This is a genomic window from Trueperella sp., assembly GCF_043424875.1.
Taxonomy (GTDB): Bacteria; Actinomycetota; Actinomycetes; order Actinomycetales; family Actinomycetaceae; genus Trueperella.
In genome coordinates this window covers 1-24,198 of record NZ_JBHWPL010000010.1, presented here as the reverse complement: position 1 = coordinate 24,198, position 24,198 = coordinate 1, and the positions used below count along the sequence as shown (strand labels likewise).

General features: G+C 62.9%; 19 protein-coding genes and 2 tRNA genes. 16 read left to right on the top strand and 5 right to left on the bottom strand.

The window, feature by feature from the left end; all coding sequences use genetic code 11:
- Positions 1-40: 40 nt before the first annotated feature.
- Positions 41-688 (bottom strand): TetR/AcrR family transcriptional regulator, encoded by a 648-nt coding sequence (locus ACHFFR_RS00560; protein WP_394262321.1) that lies wholly within the window; start codon positions 686-688, stop codon positions 41-43.
- Between the two features lie 80 nt (positions 689-768).
- Here ACHFFR_RS00560 and ACHFFR_RS00555 point away from each other — a divergent pair.
- From ACHFFR_RS00555 to ACHFFR_RS00525, 7 genes are all read left to right on the top strand, one after another.
- Positions 769-839, top strand: a tRNA-Gln gene (locus tag ACHFFR_RS00555).
- Positions 840-860: 21 nt separating this feature from the next.
- Positions 861-1,913, top strand: coding sequence for an NTP transferase domain-containing protein (locus tag ACHFFR_RS00550; RefSeq protein ID WP_394262320.1), 1,053 nt, complete (start codon positions 861-863; stop codon positions 1,911-1,913).
- A gap of 129 nt (positions 1,914-2,042) precedes the next feature.
- Positions 2,043-3,023 (top strand): ribose-phosphate diphosphokinase, encoded by a 981-nt coding sequence (locus ACHFFR_RS00545; protein WP_394262319.1) that lies wholly within the window; start codon positions 2,043-2,045, stop codon positions 3,021-3,023.
- A 206-nt stretch (positions 3,024-3,229) separates the two neighbouring features.
- Positions 3,230-3,874 (top strand): 50S ribosomal protein L25/general stress protein Ctc, encoded by a 645-nt coding sequence (locus tag ACHFFR_RS00540; RefSeq protein ID WP_394262318.1) that lies wholly within the window; start codon positions 3,230-3,232, stop codon positions 3,872-3,874.
- Positions 3,875-4,019: 145 nt separating this feature from the next.
- The gene (gene pth, locus ACHFFR_RS00535; protein ID WP_394262317.1) at positions 4,020-4,598 is read left to right on the top strand and encodes an aminoacyl-tRNA hydrolase; all 579 of its coding nucleotides are present in this window, start codon (positions 4,020-4,022) and stop codon (positions 4,596-4,598) included.
- Between the two features lie 6 nt (positions 4,599-4,604).
- A complete protein-coding gene (mfd, locus tag ACHFFR_RS00530; RefSeq protein WP_394262316.1) occupies positions 4,605-8,120 on the top strand; it encodes a transcription-repair coupling factor in 3,516 nt (1,171 codons plus the stop codon).
- A 176-nt stretch (positions 8,121-8,296) separates the two neighbouring features.
- Positions 8,297-9,142: an inositol monophosphatase family protein gene (locus ACHFFR_RS00525; RefSeq protein WP_394262315.1), complete on the top strand. Its 846-nt coding sequence runs from the start codon at positions 8,297-8,299 to the stop codon at positions 9,140-9,142.
- Between the two features lie 62 nt (positions 9,143-9,204).
- On the opposite strand, the gene ACHFFR_RS00520 is transcribed toward ACHFFR_RS00525, so the two are convergent.
- The gene (locus ACHFFR_RS00520; RefSeq protein WP_394262314.1) at positions 9,205-10,839 is read right to left on the bottom strand and encodes a DUF222 domain-containing protein; all 1,635 of its coding nucleotides are present in this window, start codon (positions 10,837-10,839) and stop codon (positions 9,205-9,207) included.
- A 603-nt stretch (positions 10,840-11,442) separates the two neighbouring features.
- Between ACHFFR_RS00520 and eno the strand changes: the two genes are divergently transcribed.
- The 4 genes from eno to ACHFFR_RS00500 all read left to right on the top strand — a co-directional run bounded on the left by eno (position 11,443) and on the right by ACHFFR_RS00500 (position 15,599).
- Positions 11,443-12,723 carry a phosphopyruvate hydratase gene (eno, locus tag ACHFFR_RS00515; protein WP_394262313.1) on the top strand — a complete coding sequence of 427 codons (1,281 nt, stop codon included), beginning with the start codon at positions 11,443-11,445 and terminating at the stop codon, positions 12,721-12,723.
- Between the two features lie 329 nt (positions 12,724-13,052).
- Positions 13,053-13,895, top strand: coding sequence for a septum formation initiator family protein (locus ACHFFR_RS00510; protein WP_394262312.1), 843 nt, complete (start codon positions 13,053-13,055; stop codon positions 13,893-13,895).
- A gap of 133 nt (positions 13,896-14,028) precedes the next feature.
- Positions 14,029-14,637, top strand: coding sequence for a DUF501 domain-containing protein (locus tag ACHFFR_RS00505; RefSeq protein ID WP_394262311.1), 609 nt, complete (start codon positions 14,029-14,031; stop codon positions 14,635-14,637).
- The gene (locus tag ACHFFR_RS00500; protein ID WP_394262310.1) at positions 14,634-15,599 is read left to right on the top strand and encodes an exopolyphosphatase; all 966 of its coding nucleotides are present in this window, start codon (positions 14,634-14,636) and stop codon (positions 15,597-15,599) included. Before ACHFFR_RS00505 ends, ACHFFR_RS00500 begins: the two co-directional genes overlap by 4 nt.
- A 103-nt stretch (positions 15,600-15,702) precedes the next feature.
- Here the strand turns inward: ACHFFR_RS00500 and nhaA are convergent, their stop codons facing one another.
- Positions 15,703-17,025 carry a Na+/H+ antiporter NhaA gene (gene nhaA / locus ACHFFR_RS00495; RefSeq protein ID WP_394262309.1) on the bottom strand — a complete coding sequence of 441 codons (1,323 nt, stop codon included), beginning with the start codon at positions 17,023-17,025 and terminating at the stop codon, positions 15,703-15,705.
- A gap of 165 nt (positions 17,026-17,190) precedes the next feature.
- On the opposite strand from nhaA, the gene ACHFFR_RS00490 reads away from it, so the two are divergent.
- From ACHFFR_RS00490 to ACHFFR_RS00475, 4 genes are all read left to right on the top strand, one after another.
- Positions 17,191-17,263, top strand: a tRNA-Leu gene (locus tag ACHFFR_RS00490).
- A 30-nt stretch (positions 17,264-17,293) separates the two neighbouring features.
- Positions 17,294-18,493, top strand: a complete 1,200-nt coding sequence (locus ACHFFR_RS00485; RefSeq protein ID WP_394262308.1) for an MFS transporter — start codon at positions 17,294-17,296, stop codon at positions 18,491-18,493.
- Positions 18,494-18,703: 210 nt separating this feature from the next.
- A complete protein-coding gene (locus tag ACHFFR_RS00480) occupies positions 18,704-20,464 on the top strand; it encodes a DNA/RNA helicase domain-containing protein (protein ID WP_394262307.1) in 1,761 nt (586 codons plus the stop codon).
- 2 nt (positions 20,465-20,466) lie between these two features.
- Positions 20,467-20,781: a nucleotide pyrophosphohydrolase gene (locus tag ACHFFR_RS00475; RefSeq protein WP_394262306.1), complete on the top strand. Its 315-nt coding sequence runs from the start codon at positions 20,467-20,469 to the stop codon at positions 20,779-20,781.
- 821 nt (positions 20,782-21,602) lie between these two features.
- Here ACHFFR_RS00475 and ACHFFR_RS00470 read toward each other — a convergent pair.
- Positions 21,603-22,400, bottom strand: coding sequence for a hypothetical protein (locus ACHFFR_RS00470; protein ID WP_394262305.1), 798 nt, complete (start codon positions 22,398-22,400; stop codon positions 21,603-21,605).
- Positions 22,401-22,409: 9 nt separating this feature from the next.
- Positions 22,410-23,468 (bottom strand): ATP-binding cassette domain-containing protein, encoded by a 1,059-nt coding sequence (locus ACHFFR_RS00465; RefSeq protein ID WP_394262304.1) that lies wholly within the window; start codon positions 23,466-23,468, stop codon positions 22,410-22,412.
- Between the two features lie 225 nt (positions 23,469-23,693).
- Between ACHFFR_RS00465 and ACHFFR_RS00460 the strand changes: the two genes are divergently transcribed.
- A partial coding sequence (locus ACHFFR_RS00460; RefSeq protein WP_394262303.1) for a Bax inhibitor-1/YccA family protein occupies positions 23,694-24,198 on the top strand: 505 nt, incomplete at its 3' end.

Sequence of the window (24,198 nt, the reverse complement as noted above, 5' to 3'; positions counted from 1 at the left end):
ACTTTCCCCGAATGCAAGTAAACGTGAGTGCCCGCTCCGGCTACGCGTAATCGAGCGTCGGATTGTGCTCGAGCCCGCGCAACCCGTTCCACATGAGGTTGACCAGGTGCGCCGCAAGGACCTCCTTCGTGGTCTCCTTCTCCTTCGACCACGACTGACCCATCGTGCCCACCATGCCCGCGAGCATCTGCCCGTACAGCGGTGCGGTGTCCACGTTAAAGCCGAGCTGCTCGAAGTAGGCGCCCAGCAACCGCGTCAGGTGCTCGCCCATATCCGACATGATGGTGGAGAACTGAGAGCCCGCCAGCACGTCCGGCGATTGGTGGACCATTAGCCCGAAGCCGTCGGGGTTGACCTGAATGTAGTCGAGCAGGCCCACGATCGTGCCCTCGAGGGCCTCGCGCGGGTGGAGATCGGGCCGGATCTGCTCCTCGAGGATGCTGTTGAGGGTGGTGGTCTCGCGGTCCACGATCACCTGGTACAGGCCTTCCTTACCTCCGAAATGCTTGTAAATGACCGGCTTGGATACCCCGGCCGCCGAGGCGATCTCCTCCACCGAAACGGCGTCGAAACCGTGGGCGGCGAACAGTTGCCTGCCGATTCCGATGAGTTGCTCGCGGCGTTCGATGCGAGTCATACGTGAACGCTTCGGACGAGGGACCTGACCTGCGGGGGTGTCATTCTTCATGTGCCCATTATTGCAAAGACCGCCAGATTGCGTCTCCAATTGGAAATCGGGCGCCCGGCACTGGCACAATAAGGGAGAATTCCGCCATGGTGTAAGGGCAGCACACGGGTCTTTGGAACCCTTAGTCTAGGTTCGAATCCTAGTGGCGGAGCGCTCGAGCTCAGGAGGCACCGTGGCAGAGTTGACGGCCGCAATTATTCTCGCGGCAGGTAAAGGCACCCGAATCAAGTCTGAAATTCCGAAAGTTCTGCTGCCGATGTGCGGGCGTTCTCTCGTGGGGCACGTGAACGACGCCGTCCTCGGGGCTGGCTCCGAGCACACGGTTTTCGTGGTCCGCCACGAGCGCGACAGGGTCGCAGCCCACATCGAACAGATCAATCCCGACGCGCTGATTGCCGACCAGGACGACATTAAGGGAACCGGCCGGGCTGCGTGGTGTGGCCTGCAGGCGCTCCCGGCGGATCTTGAAGGCTCCGTGCTCGTCATTGCCGGTGATTCGCCAATGTTCTCCGCCGCGTCCCTGACCAAGCTCGCCGAGGCCCACGAGTCCGGCGATAACGCGGTGACCGTCCTGTCCACCATTCTCGAAGATCCTACGGGCTACGGCCGCATCAAGCGCGACGCCGCCGGCCCCGACGAGGTGGCTGGCAACGCGGGCGCCACCGGATCGGTGATCGGCATCGTTGAGCACGCCGACGCCTCGGACAATCAGCTCGGCATCCACGAGGTCGGCACGTCCACCTACATCTTTGACATCGCGTTCCTGCGCGAGATCCTCGAGACGCTCGGCACGGATAACGCGCAGGGCGAGGTCTACCTGACCGACGCGATCGAGGCCGCCCACACCTCCGGCCGGGGCGTCGGTTCTTTCGTGCTCGAGGACGGCATGGAAGCCTCGGGCGTCAACACGCTCGTGCAGCTGGCCGAGCTGCGTGTGGAGAAGAACCGCCGCATCCTCGAGACGTGGATGCTTCAGGGCGTGGCCATCACGGACCCGACCACCACCTACGTCGACGTCGACGTCACGCTCGAGCCGGACGCCGTCGTCGAACCCGGAACCATCTTGCGCGGAGGGACGCACGTGGCAGCGTTCGCCGTCGTCGGGCCATACTCGCAGCTGACGAACGTGAGCGTTGGCGAGCGCGCGCAGGTCCCGCATACGGTAGCTAACGACGTCGATATCGCGGCGGACGAGAAGGTCGCGCCGTTTAGCGTGCTCGGCTAGCGCCGGCGAGTGTCCGTGTGATGAGAAACAACGTCCGGACCTAGAAATTCGCGGACCCGCGCCCCGCTTGCGGAGTAGGGTAGTGGAGGAACTCAGAAGCCATCTGTGGTTACGACAGAAAGTAGTTTGATGACGGGCATTCACACCCACGGTGAGAAGCATCTGGTCTTGGCGAGCGGCAGGGCTCACCCCGAACTAGCCAGGGCGGTGGCCGATGAGTTGGGAATCGATCTGCTCCCAGTCACGGCTTACGACTTCGCCAATTCCGAAATTTACGTTCGCTTCGACGAATCAGTTCGGGGAACTGACGTCTTCATTCTTCAATCCATCACCGTGCCGGTGAACAAGTGGATTATGGAGTCCCTCATTATGGTCGACGCCGCGAAGCGCGCCTCGGCCAAGCGCATTACGGTGGTCATTCCAAACTACCCCTACGCGCGCCAGGACAAGAAGCACAAGGGGCGCGAGCCGATTTCGGCCCGCCTGCTCGCGGACCTGTACAAGACGGCGGGGGCCGACCGCATCATGTCGGTGGACCTGCACGCCGCGCAGACGCAGGGCTTCTTCGACGGGCCGGTCGATCACCTGTGGGCGATGCCCACGCTGGTCGAGTACGTGCGTACGCGCATTGACACCGCCAACACCGTGGTGGTTTCGCCGGATGCGGGCCGAATCAAGGTGGCCGAGCAGTGGGGCGATCGCCTCGGTGGCGTGCCGCTCGCGTTCGTGCACAAGACCCGTGACATCACGCGTCCGAACGAAGCGACGGCCAATCGCGTGGTGGGCGACGTCCAGGGCTGCACGGCGGTTATCGTGGACGACCTCATCGACACGGCGGGAACGATCGTGGGCGCGGTTCGGGTGGTGCTCGAGGCGGGCGCGAAGGACGTGATCATCGCGGCCACGCACGGCGTGCTCTCCGACCCGGCGGCCAAGCGACTCTCGGAGGTCGGCGTGCGCGAGGTGGTCATCACCGATACGTTGCCGATCCCCGTGGAGAAGCGATTCCCGCAGCTGACCGTCCTCCCCATCGCGCCGGTTCTCGCATCGGCCATCGAGGAAGTCTTCAACGACGGCTCGGTGACGAGCCTCTTCGACGGGGCTCACTGACGCCTCGCGCTGTGATCTTCGCACGCCCACTTTTCTCGCGCGTTGCCACGCGGCTATAGTGGTGGGGTTGCCTCGGCGAGGGAACCGACTCCGTTCCACCAGGAGCGGGCGAGTTCCGTTATCGACGCGGTGTCTATGCCTGTCATAGCCTCCGTTTCGGGGCCCCTGCTCGCACATCGCGAGCCATACAGAACAGGAGAATAGATATGGCATCGAAGACGCCACAGCTTGAAACCATCAAGCGCGAAGAGTTCGGCAAGGGCGCATCGCGCCGCCTCCGCCGCGACGGCCGCCTCCCGGCCGTTGTGTACGGCCACGGCGAGGACCCCGTCCACCTCACGCTCGACTACCACGAGGCCTACCTCATCATCCGCGGTAACGCGAACGCGCTTCTTAACCTTCAGATCGAGGGCGATAAGCAGCTCGTCATCGTGAAGGACATCCAGCGCAACCCGCTTACGCGCCTCGTTGAGCACCTTGACCTGCTCCGCGTGAAGGCTGACGAGAAGGTCGCAGTCGACGTCCCGGTCGAAATCGTTGGCGAGCCCGCTGGCGACGCAATTGCAACGCTCGAGCTCATGGCGATGACCGTCCTCGCGCCGGTGTCCGACATCCCGGAGACGATCCAGATCGACGTCGAAGGCGTCGAGGATGGCAACAACCTCACCGTCGGCGACATCACGTTCCCCGAGGGTGTCACCACCGAGCTCGCAATGGACGACGTCGTCGTCGTTGTTGCTGAGCCGCAGGAAGTCGAGCTCCCCGAGCCCGAAGAGGGCGCCGAGGAAGCCGGCGAAGAGCCTGCAGAAGACGACGCCAAGGAAGCCGGCGAAGGCGACGACGAGGAGTAATCCCGTCGAGGAGAAATCCCCTCAACCGTCAATCTTCGAGTGGCCCGTTCCGTGCACTGCGCACCGAGCGGGCCTCTCGCGCGTCACGGCAGAGTCGCAACAGGTTGATAGTCTTGGCTAGGTCCTCGCACAGTGAAGGAATCGTATGTTTGCAGTTGTCGGCCTCGGTAATCCCGGCCCGCGCTACGAGGCGACCCGCCACAATATCGGCCAGCACGTCGTGCACCTGCTCGCCCACCGCGCGGGCACCTCGCTGTCCGCGCACAAGCAGTCAAATACACAGGCGGCCTCGCTGCGCGTGGGGCCCCCGCCCGGCGAGCGCGTCATCCTCGGAATCTCGAACGGCTACATGAACACCTCGGGCGGCCCGGTCTCCTCGCTGCTCAGCTATTTCAAGGTCGAGCCGGAGAACCTCATCGTCGTCCACGACGAGCTCGACCTCCCCTTCGGCACGCTCAAACTCAAGCGCGGCGGGGGAGCCGGCGGCCACAACGGCCTGAAGGACATCTCGAAATCACTGGGCACGCAGGACTTCATCCGCCTCCGGTTCGGCATCGGCCGCCCGCCCGGCCGCCAAAATCCGGCCGACTACGTGCTCTCCGACTTCTCATCCACCGAGCGCAAGACGCTCGACACCCTGATTGACGAGGCCGCCGACGCCGTCGAGGACGTGCTCGCCCTCGGCCTCGACAAGGCAACGCTCCGCCTCCATTCGCCTCGATAGGACCCCATGGATCTTCGCCCCGTTCTCGATATTCTCGACCACATCGACGCGCTCTCCCCGCACGCCAACGATCGCTTCGGCGATTTCGGCATGCCGCGCGGGGCGTTTGCGCCCGCGATCGCGGAGGTGCTGCGCAAGGGGGATGGTCGGCTGCAGGTCGCAGTGACGACGTCGGGGCGCGAGGCCGAAGACCTGCGCGACGCCCTGCGCGCCTACGTGCCCGCCGAAAACATGGCGATCTTCCCCGCGTGGGAGACCCTCCCGCACGAGCGGCTCTCGCCGCGCTCCGACACGGTGGCCGAGCGCCTCACCACGCTGCGCCGCCTCGCCCACCCGGGGGAGTTCCCCGAGCTCAGGGTGCTGCTCGTCCCGATCCGTGCCTTCCTCCAGCCGATCGCGGCCGGTCTCGGCGACCTCGAACCGGTCACGCTGCGCGTGGGCGATTTCGTGGATTTCAACGAGTTGCAGGAACGCCTCGTCGGCGCGGCCTACGCGCGGGTGGACATGATCGAGGCACGCGGGCAGTTCGCCGTGCGCGGCGGGATCGTCGACGTCTTCCCGCCGACGGCCGACCACCCGCTACGCGTGGAATTCTTCGGCGACGAAGTGGACGAGATCCGCACGTTCGCCGTCTCCGACCAGCGGTCGATGGACGCCGTCAACGAGCTCTACGCCCCGCCGTGCCGCGAAATCCTCCTCACCGACGACGTGCGTTCCCGCGCCTCGAAGGCGATCGACGACCTTCCCGGGGCGCTCGACATGCTCGACAAGATCGCGAACGGAATCGCCGTGGAGGGCATGGAATCGCTCCAGCCCGTCCTCGTCGAGAAGATGCACCTATTCGTCAACGAGCTCCCCGACACCGCGCGCATCATCCTGGTCGAGCCCGAACGCCTCGACCAGCGCGCCGAATCGCTCCACGAGACGACGCAGGAGTTCCTCGCGGCGGCGTGGTCATCGGCCGCGTCCGGCGGGAAGATCCCGATTTCCGTGTCGAACGCGTCGTTCGAGGAGATCGATGACGTCGAACGCGCGGCGACTAAGCGCGGGCTCGGCTGGTGGACGATCGGCGGATTCGCAGGCGAGGACGCGGTGAAGCTCCCGCTGAGAGAGCCGCAGAATTTCGCGGGCAATGTGGACCGGGCGCTCGAGGAGGTCGGTAGGCTCGCGCGCGAGCAGTGGAGGGTCGTCGTCGCCGCACAGGGTGCGGGCTTGGGCCGGCGCCTCGTCGAACAGCTCCAGGACTTTGACGTTCCCGCGCGTTTCTCGGAGGACCTGCAAGAGGTGACGCCGGGGGTCGTGTCGATTGTGACGGCACCGGTGCAATCCGGCTTCGTTGCGGAGGGCGCGAAGTTCGTGCTCCTCGGCTCGAACGACCTCATCGGCCGCAAGCGGGCCCGCTCGGCCCAGCAGCGTCAGATGCCCAAGCGGCGCAAGAACGCCGTCGACCCGCTTCAGCTCAAGCCGGGCGATTACGTCGTTCACGCGCGCCACGGCGTCGCGCAATTTGTGCAGCTGGCCAAGCGCAAGCTCGGCGGGCCCAACGGTGCTCAGCGCGAGTACGTGGTGCTCGAGTACGCGCCCTCGCGCCGCGGTCAGGCGCGCGACCAGCTGTGGGTGCCCACCGACCAGCTCGACCAAATCTCGAAGTACTCGGGCGGCGATGCACCCTCGCTCAACAAGATGGGTGGCGCCGACTGGGAGAAGACGAAGTCGAAGGCGCGTGCGGCGGTCAAGCAGATCGCGAAGGAGCTCGTGCGCCTGTACGCCCAGCGCAGGGCCACGAAGGGGCACGCGTTTTCGCCCGATACGCCGTGGCAGCACGAGTTGGAGGACGCCTTCGAACACATCGAGACGCCCGATCAGCTCTCGACGATCGACGAGGTCAAGCGCGATATGGAGTCGCCTGAGCCGATGGACCGCCTGATCTCGGGCGACGTCGGCTACGGCAAGACGGAGATCGCCGTGCGTGCCGCGTTCAAGGCGGTGCAGGACGGTAAGCAGGTGGCGATTCTCGCGCCCACCACGCTGCTCGTGCAGCAGCACCTTGAGACGTTCAAGGAGCGCTACACCGGATTCCCGGTCAACGTGGAGCAGCTCTCGCGCTTCCAGTCCGACCGCGAGGCGGACATCGTGAAGAAGGGTCTGCGCGATGGCACGGTTGACGTGGTGATCGGTACGCACCGGCTGATCACGGGCGATGTGCGGTTCAAGGATCTCGGCCTCGTGGTGATCGACGAGGAGCAGCGCTTCGGCGTCGAACACAAGGAGACGCTCAAGCAGCTCTACCCGGCCGTGGATGTGCTCGCGATGTCGGCCACCCCGATTCCGCGAACGCTCGAAATGGCGGTGACGGGTCTGCGCCAGATGTCCACGCTTGCCACGCCGCCGGAGGAGCGGCACCCGATTCTCACGTACGTGGGCGTGCATGAGCCCCAGCAGGTGGCGGCCGCGATCAAGCGCGAGTTGCTGCGCGAGGGGCAGGTCTTCTACGTGCACAATCGCACGCAGTCGATCAACCGTGTGGCAGCGGAGCTGCAGGAGCTCGTGCCGGATGCCCGGATCGGCGTCGCGCACGGCAAGATGAGCGAGCATCAGCTCGAGCTCATCATCGACCAGTTCTGGAACAAAGAGATCGACGTGCTCGTCTCCACCACGATCATCGAAACGGGCCTCGACATCGCGAATGCGAACACGCTCATCGTCGAGAACGCACACAAGTTCGGCCTCTCGCAGTTGCACCAGTTGCGCGGGCGTGTGGGCCGCGGGCGCGACCGCGCCTATGCCTACTTCCTCTATCCGCGCGATGGAACGATGACGGAGACGGCCCTCGAGCGCCTGCGTACGATCGCCTCGCACACCGAGCTTGGCGCGGGCTTCCAGGTGGCGCTGAAGGATCTCGAGATCCGCGGCGCTGGCAACCTGTTGGGTGGCGAGCAGTCGGGCCACATCGCGGGGGTCGGCTTCGACCTGTACATTCGCATGATTTCCGAGGCGGTCGCGAACATCACGGGTCAGGACAAGCGCAGCGAGGCCGAAAAGGCGGGGGAGATCCGCATCGAGATCCCGATCGAGGCGTACGTGCCCGAGAATTGGGTGACGTCCGAACGCTTGCGGCTGGAGATCTATACGAAGATTGCCGCGACGACGTCGACCGCCCAGCGTGCCGACGTGCGCCAGGAGTTGGTGGACCGCTACGGCTCGGTGCCGGTGGAGGTGGACCGCCTCTTCGCGCTCGCGGAGCTTCGGGAGAAGGCGCGGGAGGCGGGCATCGAGGAGATCACGATGCAGGGCCCGAACGTGCGGTTCGCGCCGGTCATCCTGCCGGATTCGCGACAGGCTCGGCTGCGTAGGCTCTACCCGAAGGCGATCGCCAAGCCGGCAATCCGCACGCTGCTGGTGCCGACGCCGGTCAGGGATCCCCGAAAGCTCGGGGCTCAAAAGCCGCTCGACAACGAGGAGATGCTCGACTTCGTGGAGCAGGTCATCGACTCGGTGTTCCTCGCGACGATCGGCTCGTAACTCCTCGCGAGAATCTCCACTCGCATCGATCGGGTCAACCCGTGCGATCATCGACTCGCGCGGGTTCCACTGCCCATCGCCCCCTCACTTCACTGCCCGTTAACGAACCGTCGAGTTGCCGTTTATCCCCCGAACGTAAGTTGGGTCGCATGCCGTCGGGATGTGGAGGAAGGACCATGACATTGGTAGAAGAGAAGACGCTGGTCACGGAATCGGTGCGTCTGCATCGTGACGCTGTGGAGGTCGCCTACGAGGTGGGCGAATACCTGAGGGGAGTCTTCCGGAAGCCGTTCGAGGTCGAGGAGAAGGTGGACCATACCGATCTGGTGACGGAGCATGATCGCGCGTCGGAGCGCATGATTGTGGCGGCGCTCCGCGAGCGGGATCCGAGTTACGGCTTCCTCGGAGAGGAATTCGGGGCGCAGCCGGGGGAGGGTCCGGTCACGTGGCATCTCGACCCGATCGACGGCACCTCGAATTTCGTCCAGGGTCATGCCTTTTTCTGCGTGTCGATCGCCGCCGAGGTGGAGGGGCGCGTCGTGGCGGGGGCAGTCTACGATCCGATGGCGGACAACATGTTCAGCGCCGACCTCGAACGCGCCTACCTGAACAGCGAGGTGCTCGTGACCCCGCAGGCCAAGCAGCCGCCGCACGCCACGATCATTTTGAGCTACCCGGGCGCGAGGGATCTCCGGATCGACGGAAGCGCCGTCGCGTTGGGGCACGTCGAAGCGGCGCTGGGAGCGTTCGCATCGGTGTTGCGCGCCGGCTCGGGTGCGCTCAGCTTGTGTAGCGTGGCGGCCGGCTGGGCCGATTGTACGATCGGCTCGAGCGCGAACTCGTGGGACGTCGCGGCGGCCATGTTGATCGTCGAGAAGGCGGGAGCCACGTACGTCCCGACCTTCTACGGCGACGACGATCCCACCGCCGGCCCGCAGTACGCCACGGGGTGGGGTGCGCTCGGACCCGGCGCGAGCTATCCCGAGTACGACGCCATCGCGGACACGATCGGGTCCCGCTGAATCGCTGCTCGCCGCGCACCACGGCTCCTCGCGCGCCGCTGCTCGCCGCGCACCACGGGTCATCAACCAGATTTGGGCACACTCGTCCCCTGGACGCTCGGAGGATCTTTTTCTTTGGTCGCGGACCGAGCCGCGGGCTCACCCCTCGCCGGCTCGTTATGATCACGCGAACGCCGCTCAGGGTCACCCCGATCGAGTGGTCCGGACAGAATCCTCCCCGTGCGCGACCTAAAGACCCACCCATTTTCATGGTGGACGATCGAAATTCCCTGTTTATGCACGTAGCGGTGGTGGAACCAGCACAGCATCACGAGGTTGTCGATGTCGGTGCGTCCATTGTGTTCCCAATGTTGGGCATGATGGACCTCGGAACTTGAGATCGTGGTGTCACATCCTGGGAATCGACACGTTTTGTCTCTCGCGATCACTGCCCTGATCTGACTCTTCTTGACGAACCGATCCTTGCGACCAGCATCGAGCACCTCGCCTTTCGCGCCGAAGATGACGCGCGACATGTCGGAGTTGCACAGCAATGTCTGCAGTTCGGAAGGGAGGAGGGGCGTGCCGTCATCCAAGGTGGCAGGCTCGAACCCCTCGAACAGATCCGGCGCATATCCCGAGGAAATGGTGGCCAGGATGCGCCCGAGGGTATCCGCCGGCTCACCGCCGCTGGACCCCGCCGCCCACTCACCACCGCTGGACCCTGGCTCTCCCACCCGCTGCATGGCCGTCGCGGCCCGTTCCCTCGACACTCGTGCTGCCATCTCGGCACCGAGCATCGTCTCCAGCGGGACATGCACCGACAGATGCGGCGCCACCAGCGCCGACTTCTTGATGTCGCCAAACTCCGCCGCATTCGCACACAGACCAACGAGCGCACCCGCCCGCCGCTCCTTCGGCCCGCGCGGATCGGCCGCGCTCGGTACGCCCATCGCGGCGGTCAACACGGCGTTCACGATCCCGCCATTCTCCGACGTGAGCCAGCCGCGCAAGCTCCACCCGCCGTCGCGCTCCACAAGCGTGACGTCCTCGTCCTTCGCCGCCTGGCGCGCCTCGGCCTCGCACTGTTCAGGCTGGTTCTTGATCGCCCACGCCTTGGCGTGCTTCGAGAATCGATCGGGGTCCATGTCTTTCGCCGCGGCAAGCAACTGCGCCTCGCCGTCCGTGGGATCGCTCAACCGCGCCCTCAACTCAGGCGTGTTCGCCACGCGATTCACCACATCCACATGCGACATCGAAATCGCACCCGCGTGAACCTCCTCGCGGAACTTCGGCAAGTCGTCCTTGAGAGTCTTCGCCCGCGTGATCGTCCGCGAGGACTCCGCCTTCGTGGCCCCGCTCGTCTTGCGCTCGCGATCCGCCAACGTCCGGAATCCATGCCCCTTCCAACTGCCCGACGCCTCGATCACCGCCAGCACGTCCGCCCGAATCGCCGTGACCTTCTTCAACACGTCCGCCAACTCATCCGACAGCGCCAGCTGAACCTTCCCGCCAAGCACCTCCGGATCGACGCCGGCCAACTCCGCGACCGATCGCCGGATCCCCATCACCGCCTCGCGCGCACGTGAAATTGCCGCGTCCTCGACTTGCCCCTCGAGGTGCCCATCCAGCTCCGCAATCTTGCCCTCGCGGAGCTCTTCATCCGTCACCGCGCGCACGGGAGAGCCGTGCGGGTCGATCGCGAATAACGCGGACATAGCGGTCTCCTTTGGCGTCATACCGCGGAAAAGCCGGAGATCCGGCTCCCGCGGAGGGGAACGGTAAGTGATGCATCAATCGTAAAATCCGCCTCCGACAAATTTTTCGTGCACATCGGCAAAAACCGCCGTTTTCGGCTAAAATTCGTCTTTTTCGCAAAACTAGATGAGTTTTCGCAAAATCCGCACTATTCTTGCAAGAGTTTTCAACGACGACGACGATCGCCAGCCGCTCGCCGCCGCCGCCCGTCGCCCGCCAGCCACGCCGACCCGCCACCACCGGCCATATCACCTCACGCCCGGCACCCACGCCCCACCTGCAATGGCACCTACGCCCCACCTGCAATGGCACCTACGGCACACCTGCAACGCGACTCGCGCACCGTCGTCGTCGGGAAAAAGCGGAGCCAGCCGGACCCAGGCAAAGCGGGACGAAAGACGCCCCGGCGAGTTGCACGTCACATCAATCTATTGCCCCGTAAGCAAAATTGCGGGGGTTCGCGTGAACGTCGGTGTTATTTGTCGGCGATTCGTAGGACAATGGTGTGTGGCGGTGGATCGATGCTTCGATCTGCCGGTGAATAACCTATTGAAGGAGTTCTTGTGGCAAATATTGAAGCCGTACATGCACGTGAGATTCTTGATTCGCGTGGTAACCCGACCGTCGAGGTTGAGGTTCTTCTGGACGATGGCCACTTTGGCCGCGCCGGAGTCCCGTCGGGCGCATCCACTGGTGCATTCGAAGCAGTAGAACTGCGTGACGGCGACGACTCGCGTTACCTCGGCAAGGGCGTATCGAACGCTGTTGCTAACGTGATCGAGGAAATGGAAGAGGAAGTCATCGGTCTTGATGCTTCCGAGCAACGTTTCATCGACACGGTTCTGCGTGACCTCGATGGAACCGACAACAAGGGCAAGCTCGGCGCGAACGGCATCCTCGGTGTTTCGCTCGCGATCGCGAAGGCGTCGGCAGAGTCCGCAGGCCTGTCCCTGTTCTCCTACCTCGGCGGCCCGAACGCCCACATCCTCCCGGTCCCGATGATGAACATCCTCAACGGTGGCGAGCACGCCGATACCGACGTGGATATCCAGGAGTTCATGATCGCTCCGATCGGCGCCCCGACGTTCAAGGAAGCCCTGCGCATTGGCTCCGAGGTCTACCACTCGCTGAAGTCGGTTCTTCAGCAGCGTGGCCTCGCGACCGGCCTCGGCGACGAGGGCGGCTTCGCCCCGAACCTCGAGACCAACGCCGCGGCACTTGACCTCATCGTGGAGGCCATCGAGAAGGCTGGCTACACGCCGGGCTCCGATGTTGCGCTCGCGCTCGACGTCGCATCGACCGAGTTCTTCAAGGATGGCGCTTACCAGTTCGAAGGTAGCTCGAAGTCGCCGACCGAGATGATCGCCTACTACGAGAAGCTCGTGGCTGATTACCCGATCGTCTCGATCGAGGATCCGCTCTCGGAAGACGAGTGGGACTCGTGGGTCGAGATGACCAAGAGCGTTGGCAACAAGGTCCAGATCGTTGGCGACGACCTGTTCGTGACCAACCCCGAGCGCCTCAAGAAGGGCATCGAGATGGGCGCGGCGAACTCGCTGCTCGTCAAGGTCAACCAGATTGGTACGCTCTCGGAGACGCTCGAGGCTGTCGAGCTCGCACACCGCAACGGCTACACGTCGATGACGTCGCACCGCTCGGGCGAGACCGAAGACACCACGATCGCCGACCTCGCCGTGGCCACCAACTCCGGCCAGATCAAGACCGGCGCACCGGCACGTGGCGAGCGCGTCAACAAGTACAACCAGCTCCTGCGCATCGAGGAAGAGCTCGACGACGCAGCAGTGTACGCAGGCGCCACCGCGTTCCCGCGCTTCAAGGCCTAACAGCCGCGAATGCTCGGGCGGGTATCCCGCTTGTGACTTGCATGTGGCTCACGTAGCCCGCCTGTGGCTCACGTGAGCTGATGAGCTCGAAGGGGCCGAGGATCTGTTTGGATCTTCGGCCCCTTTGGCGTGCTCGTGGCTCCGGCCTTCGCAACTGGGGCAGGTTTGGTCTGACCTCTGCATCCGGGGCAAGTTTTCTCTAAATGGTGCAGGTAGTTCCTGCCCGGTTTGGTGGGAACCTGCACCGTTTGCGAAAAGTGTGCGGGTGCGCGGTGGCTCACCCGTGGCCCTGCCCGAATTTGCGACCGCGCACCCCTAAACTTGGAGGCATGAGTTCGCGGCGTCCATCTGGCAGGTCAGGCCCACAGGGGTCTGGCTCGCGCCCGCGTACCCGGAAGGATTCGGCGGCATCTGCAGCACGACGACGGACGGCCGAGAGCGCCTCGGCGCAGGCGGGGAAGGGCTCGGCGCCCGGCACCCGCAAGCCCGGCACCCGCAAGCCCGGGCAGCCCCGGTCAGGCCAGCCAGCACAGTCGAGGAAGCGCTCGCAGGCGACGCCGTCCACCCCAACCAAGCAGCAGGCCACCCGCAAGCCCCGCCGGCCGACATCGGAACGGTTTAACAAGAAGCGCACCATCCGGTTCTCCAGCGGCGAGAAGACGCGCCAGTTTTCCCTGCGCGCGCTCGCGATCTTGCTGTTTGCGGTGTTTGGTGTGGTGGTTGTGGCCGGTCCGCTCACGCAGTACCTCGATCAACAGCAAGAAAAGCGCGACCTCCTCCAGCAGTACGAGGACACGACCGCGCGCGTCAAAGTGCTCGAGCAGGAGCTGGCGCGCTGGCAGGACGACGATTACGTGCGCAGTCAGGCGCGCGAACGCCTCGGCTACGTCATGCCTGGTGAGACGCTCTACCTCGTCTCCGACCCCGAGGAAGGCACCCCGGACGAGCTACTCGCCCAGCGCACGCAGGAGGTCAACGACCGCCGCCGCCGAGCCACACCGTTCTACGTGACCATGTGGGATTCGATCACGGTGGCCGGCGGCGTGGGGGAGTTGGAGAACCCCTCCAACGCGCCTCTTATTGGACCAACGACGACGCCGTCCGAGCCAGTCACGTCCGAGGCTCCGGCTGAGGACGCCCCCGCCGACCAGCCCGCCGACCCCACCGGATAGCTAGGCCGACCCCACCGGGTAGCCAGGCCGACCCCAACCCCACCGGCTAGCCGCCACCACACGAGCCAGCAAATCCAGCGACATCACCGACCAGCCTTAGGCGGTGTCGGAGGCAAGCGGTAGGCTTGTTCTCATGAATGAAACGCCTACGATTCCTGTGGAAACGTTGAAGAAGGTGGCTGCGAACGCCACGGAGGTCCGCGAGTCGGATCAGGCCGTGATTACCGAGCAGTTGGGGCGCTACCCGCGCGGGCTGGTCGGCATTGGCGCCCGCTGCGCGTGCGGAAACCCGGCCGTGACGATCACGTATCCGCGCCTGCCCGACGGCACCCCGTTCCCCACGCTGTTCTATCTCTCGTTGCCTTCGCTCGTCAAAGAGATTTCCCGCATCGAGAGTTCGGGCGGGATGACGCCCTTTAACGAGCGCCTGGCCTCGGATGCCGAGTACCGCGCCGCGCACGAGCGCGCTCACGGCATCTATGTGGAGCGCCGCGAAATCCTCGCCGACGTCCCCGAAATCACGGATCGATCAGCCGGCGGCATGCCCGATCGCGTCAAGTGCCTGCACGCGTTGGCGGGCTACGCGCTCGCGGTCGGCCCCGGCGTCGTTCCGGTAGGCGACGAGGCGCTCGAGCTCGCAGGGTGGAACCCCGAGGTGTGCCGTTGCCACGAACCGGCAACCACCGAGCCAGCAACCACCAAACCAGCAACCACCAAACCAGCGGGCGGAGGTATCCGATGAGAGTTGCAGGAATTGACTGCGGGACGAATTCAATCCGCCTGCTCATCGCGGACGTGCCGGGCCGGCACCAGCCGCTGGAAGACGTGGTGCGGCGCATGGAGGTCGCCCGCCTCGGCCAGGGCGTTGACCGCACGGGCAAGTTTGACCCGGAGGCCCTCGAGCGCACCCTCGCCTTCGTCGACGAATACGCGGATCAGTGCCGCCAGCACGGCGTCGAGTCCATTCGCTTCGCGGCGACGTCGGCCACCCGGGACGCCTCCAACCGCGATGCGTTCCTGGACGGCGTGAAGGAGCGCCTCGGCGTCGACGTCCAGGTGCTGTCTGGCGAGGAAGAGGCGCGTGCGTCTTTTGAGGGCGCGACGTCGGTGCTCGGCGACACCACGGAGGAACCTTTCCTAACGGTCGACTTGGGTGGGGGCTCCACCGAGTTTGTGCTCGGTCTGAATGACGGCACGATCCTTGGTGCCGCCTCGATGAATGTGGGCTGCGTGCGCATGCGCGAACGCCATCTTGAGCACGATCCCGCAAGTGAAGAAGAAGTGGCCGCAGCGCGCGCCGACGTTCATGCCGCCCTCGAGCGCACCGGCCTCGACCTGTCCGAGACCCGCACGCTCATCGGCCTAGCGGGCACGATTACCACGATCACGGCGAAGGCCCTCGACCTTCCGATGTATGACGCGGCCAGAATTCACGGCGCAGAGATGTCGCTCGCTGAAGTGGACGGCGTCTGTGAATGGTTCATCCGCTCTACCGCCGAAGAGCGCGCGAGGCTTCCCTTCATGCACCCGGGGCGCGTGGACGTCATTCATTCCGGTGCGCTCGTGTGGCAGGAGATCATTCGGCACGTCGCCGCTGAGACGGCCACCAAAGTGCCCCTCACGCACACGATTACCTCGGAGCATGACATCCTCGACGGGCTTGCTCTCTGGGCAGCGCGCGAGCCTAATCCGCCCACGCTCTAGGTCGGGCGCCCGTGGGCAGACCGCCCGCAGGCGAAGTTCCCGTGGGCAGAACGCCCCAGGCGAGCCGGCCAGCATAGCCACCCGTGGGCGAGCCGGCCGTGTCCTACCGGTTGTAGTGACCGGGCTCGACCTCGGGCTCGCCGCCCTCGACCTCGCCCCAGGTCCTCTCCGAGTGATCCGCAGGAACGCCGGAGCCACCCCTGCTGTGCTCGGCGTCAGCCTCAGCCGCAATGTGCGGATGCTTGGCGTGCCAGGAAGCGCGCATGCGAAGCAGGAGCGCGCCGAGCACGAGCGAGATGAACGTGCCGAGCAGAACGGCCACGCGGGCGTGCGGGCCGGCCACGTCGTCGGGCGCGAACGAAAGGGTTGCGATCAGGAGCGACACGGTGAAGCCAATACCGGAGACCATGGACACGGCCATGATGTCCGGAATGCTGAGCCCCTTGCCAAGCTTGAGCTTGAACACGTAGACGAGCAGCATCACGCCAAGCGTGATTCCAACCGTCTTACCAACGGGCAGGCCGAGGTAGACGCCCATTGCTGCCGGGTCGGTCAACATTGCCATGACGCCACCGGAATCGACGACATTCACGCCCGCCGCGAAGAAGGCGAAGATGGGCAGGACGATACCCGCCGAGTAGAAGTTGAGCCTCTCGGTGATGTGCTCGGTCATCGGAAGCGGCTCGTCCTTGCGCTGGATCGCCGGGACCGTCATGCCAAGGCCCACTGCGGCGATCGTGGCGTGGATGCCGGAGATGAACATGAACAGCCAGGCCAGCAGGCCGAGCGGCCACAGAATGTACCAGTGCGTGATGCGGCGCTGAACCATGAAGCCGAAGACGCCGATCGTCAGGATCGAGAGCGTAAGGAACACGAAGTTCAGATTCGACGAGAAGAAGACCGCAATGATCGTGATGCCTAGGAGGTCGTCGACAACCGCGAGCGTCATGAGGAAGGTTCGCAGCGCAATCGGCAAGCCCTTGCCGAACAGGCCAAGCACGCCGAGTGCGAACGCGATGTCGGTGGCCACTGGCACGGCCCAGCCGGACCAGTTCGGGCTATCCGAGAGCAGCTGGACGATCGAGTAGACGGCTATCGGGCCGACCATACCGAAGACGGCGGCAAGGATCGGCACGAGTGCCTGCTTCACGTCTCGAAGCGAACCGATCACGAATTCCTGTTTGAGCTCCAAGCCCACGATGAAGAAGAAGAGCGCGAGCAGGAAGTCGGCGGCGATGACGGAGGCCGACATCGAGTGTCCTGCGAGTTCGAAGAGCTCGGTAAATGCGATGGTCTCGTAGAGCTCGCGGGCTTCTTTCACTGGGAAGTTCGCCCAGACGAGAGCCACGACGGCACCGATAATGAGTACGATTCCTGCAATCGTCTCATTCTTGAGCGCTTTGCGGTATCGAGTGATGACACCCATGAGGTCCCCAATCAAAATAAATGCTTCATTGCGGTCACGATTGGCTGTGCTGTGACTTATCCCTTTAGCTTAGTGCCTTTTTTACCGTGTCTAACTCTTTTGGGCCGATTACGCTGGCATATCGCATTTTGGGCGCACTGAGCTGGCGGGTAATCTAGGCTCTACGCCCCCATAGCCCAATGGCAGAGGCAGTCGACTTAAAATCGATCCAGTGTGGGTTCGAGTCCCACTGGGGGCACGGTCCGGTTAGCGCTGAGAAAGGCTCTGATTGCTTCAGGTTCTTCGCCATCCCACGTACGCCAAGCTGTTTGGTGCGCAGGTCATCGCACTCTTAGGAACCGGTCTGCTGACGGTTGCCCTTGGGCTCCTCGCCTTCGACATCGCGGGGGAGAACGCCGGCCTCGTCCTCGGAGTCGCCATGGCAATCAAGATGATTGCTTACGTGGGGGTTGCGCCGGTGGTCAACGCTGTCGTCGGCTCGTTGCCGGCCAAGCCGGTACTGATTTTCGCCGACGTCGTCCGCGCGGGTGTCGCCGTGTTCCTTCCGTTCGTCGACGCCGAGTGGCAGATTTACCTGCTAATCTTCCTGTTGCAGTCGGCGTCCGCGACGTTCACGCCGACCTTCCAGGCTGTCATCCCCGAGGTGCTCCCGGATGAAGGCGACTACACTCGGGCGCTCTCACTCTCGCGCCTTGCCTATGACCTCGAAGCCGTGGTCAGCCCGATGCTTGCTGCCGCGTTGCTGACCGTGATCTCGTATAACAACCTGTTCATCGGCACGATTATCGGCTTTATTGGCTCGGCGGCGCTGGTTGTGTGGGCGCACTTCCCGGGTGTGGACGCCCCGGAGCAGGCGCCGTTTAGGGAGCGGGTGACGCGCGGGGCGCGCATTTTCTGGCGTAACGCTGAGCTGCGTGGCCTGCTCGGATTGAATCTGGTGGTCTCCACGATGACAGCGATGGTCATCGTTAACACGGTCGTGATTGTCCGGGGCACGCTTGGCCGCGACGAAGATGATGTCGCACTGTTGTTGGCGGCGTACGGCGTGGGCTCGATGATCGTCGCCTTCGCGCTCCCCGGCGTGCTTCAGCGGTCCTCCGACCTACGCGTTATGTTCTTCGGCGCGCTGTTCTTGCCGGCCGCGCTACTCGCCACCGCGGCCATCTTGACGTTCGCCGAGGGGACGGCGTCGTGGATAAGTCTGCTGGTCGTTTGGATCGTATCGGGCGCGACGACGTCGATGGTGCTCACGCCGTCGTCGCGGCTACTGCGCCGTGGAAGTTCGCCGGCGAATCGCTCGGCGGTCTTTGCCGCGCAGTTCTCGCTCTCGCACGCGTGCTACCTGCTGACCTACCCGCTGGCGGGCATCGCCGGCGCTCGCCTCGGGCTCGCGCCGGTTGCGCTGATTTTGGTCGGCGTGGCGGTGGTGGGCCTGGGATTCGCCGCTATAGCGTGGTCGCGGCACTAGGGCAGCGCGCAAAGAGGCCGGGTGCAGGAGCGTTTGCCCCGGCACCCGACCTTTTTGCCTATGAATTACTGGATTTCTTCGCCCGCGTGGCGTTGCTCCCCTCGTGTTTCTACCCCGTCAACCAACGCGGGGCTTGTTTGGCTTACACTCGAAATGCTTCGCATGACTGGCTCAGCCAGTGGCGATTGAGAAATCAAAGGGAGGACTCACATGACCGTAGCGAAACCCGTTGTCAAAGTGGTCTCCTACTCGGATCATTCTTCACGAGAGCTCGAGCAGATAGCGGCTCGCGAACTCGGCGGCGCGCACTCCGAACCGGCGCAGTACATTCTCGACTATCCGACGGTGTACGTCGTGACGGACGAAAACAACGAACTATACCGGGTCTACGTTGGCGAGACTTCGGATATCCGCAGTCGTACGAACCAGCACCTGACGATCGATCCCGAGACGAGGGACGACTGGCTGGAGTTCAAACGCGCTGACAATCCCGAAATGTACGTCATCGGACACGAGCTCTTTAACAAGTCCTTGACGCTCGACATTGAGAATCGCTTGATGGCGTATCTGACGGCGTCGCCATCGGTGGTTCGCGTGGAGAACCGCCGGGGCAATCCGCAAAAGCAGTACCACACGAAGCAGTATTTCGACGACGTCTTCGATTCCATCTGGCAGGCGCTTCGAACCGAGAACGAGCGGCTCTTCCCAAGCGCGGAAGTCGTGCGGGACTCTGCTCTCTTCAAGGCTTCCCCATTCCACGCGCTCAACGTGGAACAGGAAGAGGCCCGCAGTAGCATTCTCAATGCAATCGAGGAAGCGTTGGGAACTGACACCGACGAGCATCAATTGATACTGGTCTCAGGACTGGCAGGAACCGGCAAAACCGTACTTCTGTCGTCCATCTTGTACGAGCTGTTCCAAAACCGCGCCGATCCCGAAACGCCGGACCTGTACCGAACGATCAGCCCGTATCTACTCGTCAACAATCCCGAGCAGGTCAAGGTCTACGATTCCATAGCCAAAAAGCTTGGCCTGACTGTCAATGGGAAGACGCAGGTATCGCGGCCCACGACGTTCATTAACAACACGAACAGAAATGACCCTGCAGATGTAGTCCTCATTGATGAGGGTCATCTGTTGTGGACGCAAGGTAAGCAGTCGTACAAAGGTGACAATCAGCTTTTCGACATTATCGAGAGAAGCCGCGTCACCGTCCTCGTGTTTGACCCGTACCAGGTCATGGCAGGAAACCAATACTGGGAGCCACACAAACTTGAGCAGATGATGGAGCGGGCGGACGCGCATATTGAGCTCAAGATGCAGATGAGAATATCTGGCAATGAGGAAACGCAAGAGTGGATTCAGCGCATTACTCGAGATCAAATCATCGGCCCTATTCCGCGCGATCCAGCCTACGACCTGCGGATTTACGACGACGTCGGGGCGATGTACGAAGATATCCGCAAGCGTGCCTCGGCGACGGAGCAGGGGCTATCGCGCCTTCTCGCTACGTTTGATTGGGACTACAACGCCCGACGCCCTGACGCCGATGGCAGACCGTGGACCGTCAAGATCGGCGACTTCGAGTTGCCGTGGAATCGCGAGACGACGAAGGCTCTCAAGTTGGACCGCCATACAAAGCGTCTTGCTTGGGCAGAGCAAGCAGCAACGATCAACGAGGTGGGCTCCCACTTTACAGTTCAGGGCTTTGATCTGAATGTTGCGGCTGTCATCCTCGGTCCGTCAATTAAGTACCGAGATGGAAGAATTCAGTTTGATGCCTCGGAGTCGAAGAACAGGGCGGTGACGAACAGGCGCTCGCTCGATGACGGAACCAAGCTCGACGTTTCACTTGACCTCCTGCGTAACGAAATGAATGTCCTGCTAACCCGCGGGGTTAATGGTCTCTACATTTACGCAGTTGACCCGCAGTTGCGCGAAGCTTTATTGAAGGCCTCCCAGGAAGGATGACCGTGAAGGACCTCAATACAGAACTCGAAGAGTTCAGAAATGAAAGGGACTGGAAGAAGTTCCATAGCCCGGAGAACCTCGCGAAATCGATTTCGATTGAGGCGGCCGAGCTGCTGGAGTGCTTTCAGTGGGATGCCGGCTTCAAGGTCGACAGCGTCAAAGAGGAACTTGCCGACATCTTGACCTATTGCCTGTTCCTCGCCAATGACCTCGGACTAGACCCGGAGGCGATCGTGCGCGAGAAGCTAGACGTTACTCGAGCCAAGTACCCCGTGGCGAAGGCGAAGGGCCGCTCCACAAAATATACGGATCTGTAAGCACCCGGATCTGTAAGCACCGGCCTCGGATGTGGATTCCGTAGATTACATCCAGTCCCGAAGGATGTCGGGGTTGTGCGGGATGAGCCCCTCGTCGAACCCTCGCTGGTCTTGATCACCTTGTAGGTCACGATGGCGTGAGTGTTTTGATACCCCGGCGAGATAAAACCTTGGTCGTCGGTGTAATCGACGTCGTATTTGGTCTGGAGGATAATCATATCCTCGCTAACGTCGAAGACGGTGTGGATGTAGTTGTCGATCGTGGGACAGTTTTCGCCAACGATCTCAAAGCGACGTTCCCAATCCCCGAACTTCATCTGGTTATAGTCCTCGGTTATGTAGGTCAGGTAGTCCTCAGTCCCGCATGTCATCGAGTAGACACCTGACTCAATCACAGCTGAGGACTGGCGGTAGATGTCATCAAACTCCTCGCGCAACATTCCCTCCGGCAACCAAATCTGGACGTGTTCGGAGTCCAACACATGCCGACCACTGGCCTTGTCAACGCGCCACTGTTCGTAGATACCCCCATCGACCACCGCATCCTCAGACAGCAGGGTCGAGGTGGGGGTCGGCTCTGAGGACCGGCTCTCCGTGTCCGACGGGGACGGCTCAGCCGGTGCTTCCGACTCAATCGGCGTAGACTCCGCCGTCGCCGTCGCGCTTGAGCTTGAGTCGGCGACGTCCTGCTCATCTGAACATGCAGTGATTCCGGCTGAAAGTAATAGTGCCGATGCTAGAGCGGGTGCCTTGTTTCGCGTATTCATGTCGGTTTCTTCAAAGTGCCTCGCTTCACCCTATCCGGATTGGCGTGGGAGGCCCTAGGCATCCCGCTTCCGGTAGAGGACCCAGCCAGATATTACTACCACGAGCGTGTAACCCGCGAAAATTGCCAACGCGATCCACTGGCTCTCGAACAGCACGGACTCGGTGAAAGCCGGGTTGGACCCCGAAATCGCCTTGGTCAGCAGCGCATAGGGCGTGAGTTGAGAGTAGGTCTTCTGGAAGAATTCCACGGGCAGGAGCACGAAAAGGTCGGCGAGGAACATCAAGACCGTCATAAGAGCGATCGTCCCGGCCGTCGAGCGGAGAATGTAACCGAAACTGGCCGACATCAAGGCCACCAAGATGAGAAACGCGATCATCGCGGCGTATGGCTTAATACCCTCGTTGAACGGGGCGAACGAATCGATCTGAATCGTGGCAATGAACCACGCCACGATCAACATGGCAATGAGGAAGATGCCGCTCAGGAGCGCCACGGCCGTGAGCTTCGACGCGAAAGCCCGAGTGCGATTCGGGTCGGCCAGTGCCGTGGTGCGCATGGTGTTGTGCGAATACTCGGTGGTCACCGCGAGCGTGCCGAAGATAATCATGTACAAAGCAATGAACTGAGCGCCAAAGGTCACGACCTCGTACCCGGAACCCTCGATCCAATCGGGACTCGTCATCAGGTACGACGTGCCGAGTTGAAACACGAGGCCAATCACGATCGTGATCATGATGGCGCGCGAGTTCAGCTTCTTCACTTCGGATACAAGCGAGCGGCCGAACGTGGGGCGATACTTCGATGCGCCGAACTTGCCTGCGAACGTTGCGAGGGCTTCTTCTGTGGTCATCGTTGCTCCCTAGAATTCGTTCGAGGTGGTCGGACGGGCATTGGTCGGCGGATGTGGCACCGACGGCATCTGTGGGTTCTGCATCTGCTGATACGGCATCTGCGGATTCTGCGGATACTGCATCGGCGGCGGCCCGCCACGGTGGGACCCTCCCGAGGAGAACTCAACCGATCCCGCCGTGAGCTCCATGAACACGTCCTCGAGCGAGGAATGAATCTCGGTAATCTCGTGAAGTTCAAGCCCCCGCTCAAAGAGCAGATGGCCGATGATTTCGCGTTCGGCGCCGGGAACCTCGAAGGCTCCCGTTGGGAATCCCTGACTTGGACGAATGTCGACGACGTTCCAGCCCGCCTCGCGTAGCGCGCCGCGGATGCCCTCCATATCGGGCCCCTGCACCCGAACCCGGATGCCGCGATCGGACTCGGTGAACTTCGAAATCGGCCCGTGATCGATGAGGCGACCGCGGCCGATAATGATGAGATCGTCGGCAGTCTGCGCCATCTCGCTCATGAGGTGCGAGGAGACGAGAACCGTACGCCCCTCGCGCGCAAGATCGCGCATTATCTGACGGACCCAGCGAACGCCGTCGGGATCAAGGCCGTTGACCGGCTCGTCGAAAATCAGAACTTGGGGATCGCCGAGCAACGCCGTCGCGATCCCCAGACGCTGGCTCATGCCAAGCGAGAAGTCGCCCACCTTCTTCTTCGCAACCGAGGCAAGGCCGGTCAGGTGAATGACCTCATCCACGCGCGGCGCCGGAAAACCGTGCGTCGATGCAACGATTTGCAGGTGCTGGCGCGCGGTGCGGCGCGGATGGAATGCCTTGCCATCGAGTAGGGCGCCGACTGTGGTGAGCGGGGAGCGAAGCTTGTTGTACTCGACGCCGCGGATCAGCGCGCGGCCGTTCGTGGGGGTATCGAGGCCAACGATGCAGCGCATCGTCGTGGACTTTCCAGAGCCGTTGGGGCCAAGGAAGCCAGTGATGGCACCTGGGCGAAGTGAGAAAGAGAGGTTGTCGACGGCGCGGGTCTTGCCGTAATCCTTGGTCAGATTTTCGACTGTGATCATGTGTCCTCCGCGATGGTGTGTGGGCAGTTTTCATCATAAGGAGGCAGCGAGCTGGCCGCCGTCATACCGCAGCCGTATCTGACCGGCGTCGTCCCTGATCCTGCGGAATGGAAAACCTCGCGCAATGTGGAAAAGTGAAGTGGCACTCTTGTGTTAAGTTACCTCTCCGTTAAGATAAGTAGCGAATGTGCCGCACGAGCGGTGTGACCTATCAAGGAGGCTCCATTGAGCAATCCGATTATCAGCAATAATCCATACTTTAAGACCGGCCAGCAGCGGCCAAATCAAGCACCGCAGGGTTACCAGCAGGGCTACGATTACCAGCAGCCGAATCAAGCTGGCTACGGCTACCCAGACCAGCAGGGCTACGGCAACTACCCCGAGCAGTCGCATCAGGGTGCGTTCTACCCGTCCGGGACTGCGATGGGCGCCGACGACGGCCGGATGACCTACCAAGACGCACTGAACAAGATCGGTGTTCTCCTTGGTCTCGCGGTTATCTCGGGAGTCGCAACGGCTATCCTGTTGCCGCCGGCCATGTGGATGCCAGTTGCAATCGGCACCACCGTCACCGCGTTTGTGGTTGGCCTGATTCTGGCGTTCCAGCGCATGGTCAAGCCCGGACTTGCGATTGCCTACTCGGTGCTCGAAGGAATTGCGCTTGGCGCCATCACGGCGGCTTTTGAGCAGATCATTCCTGGCATCGCAGTTCAGACGGTGATGGCGACCG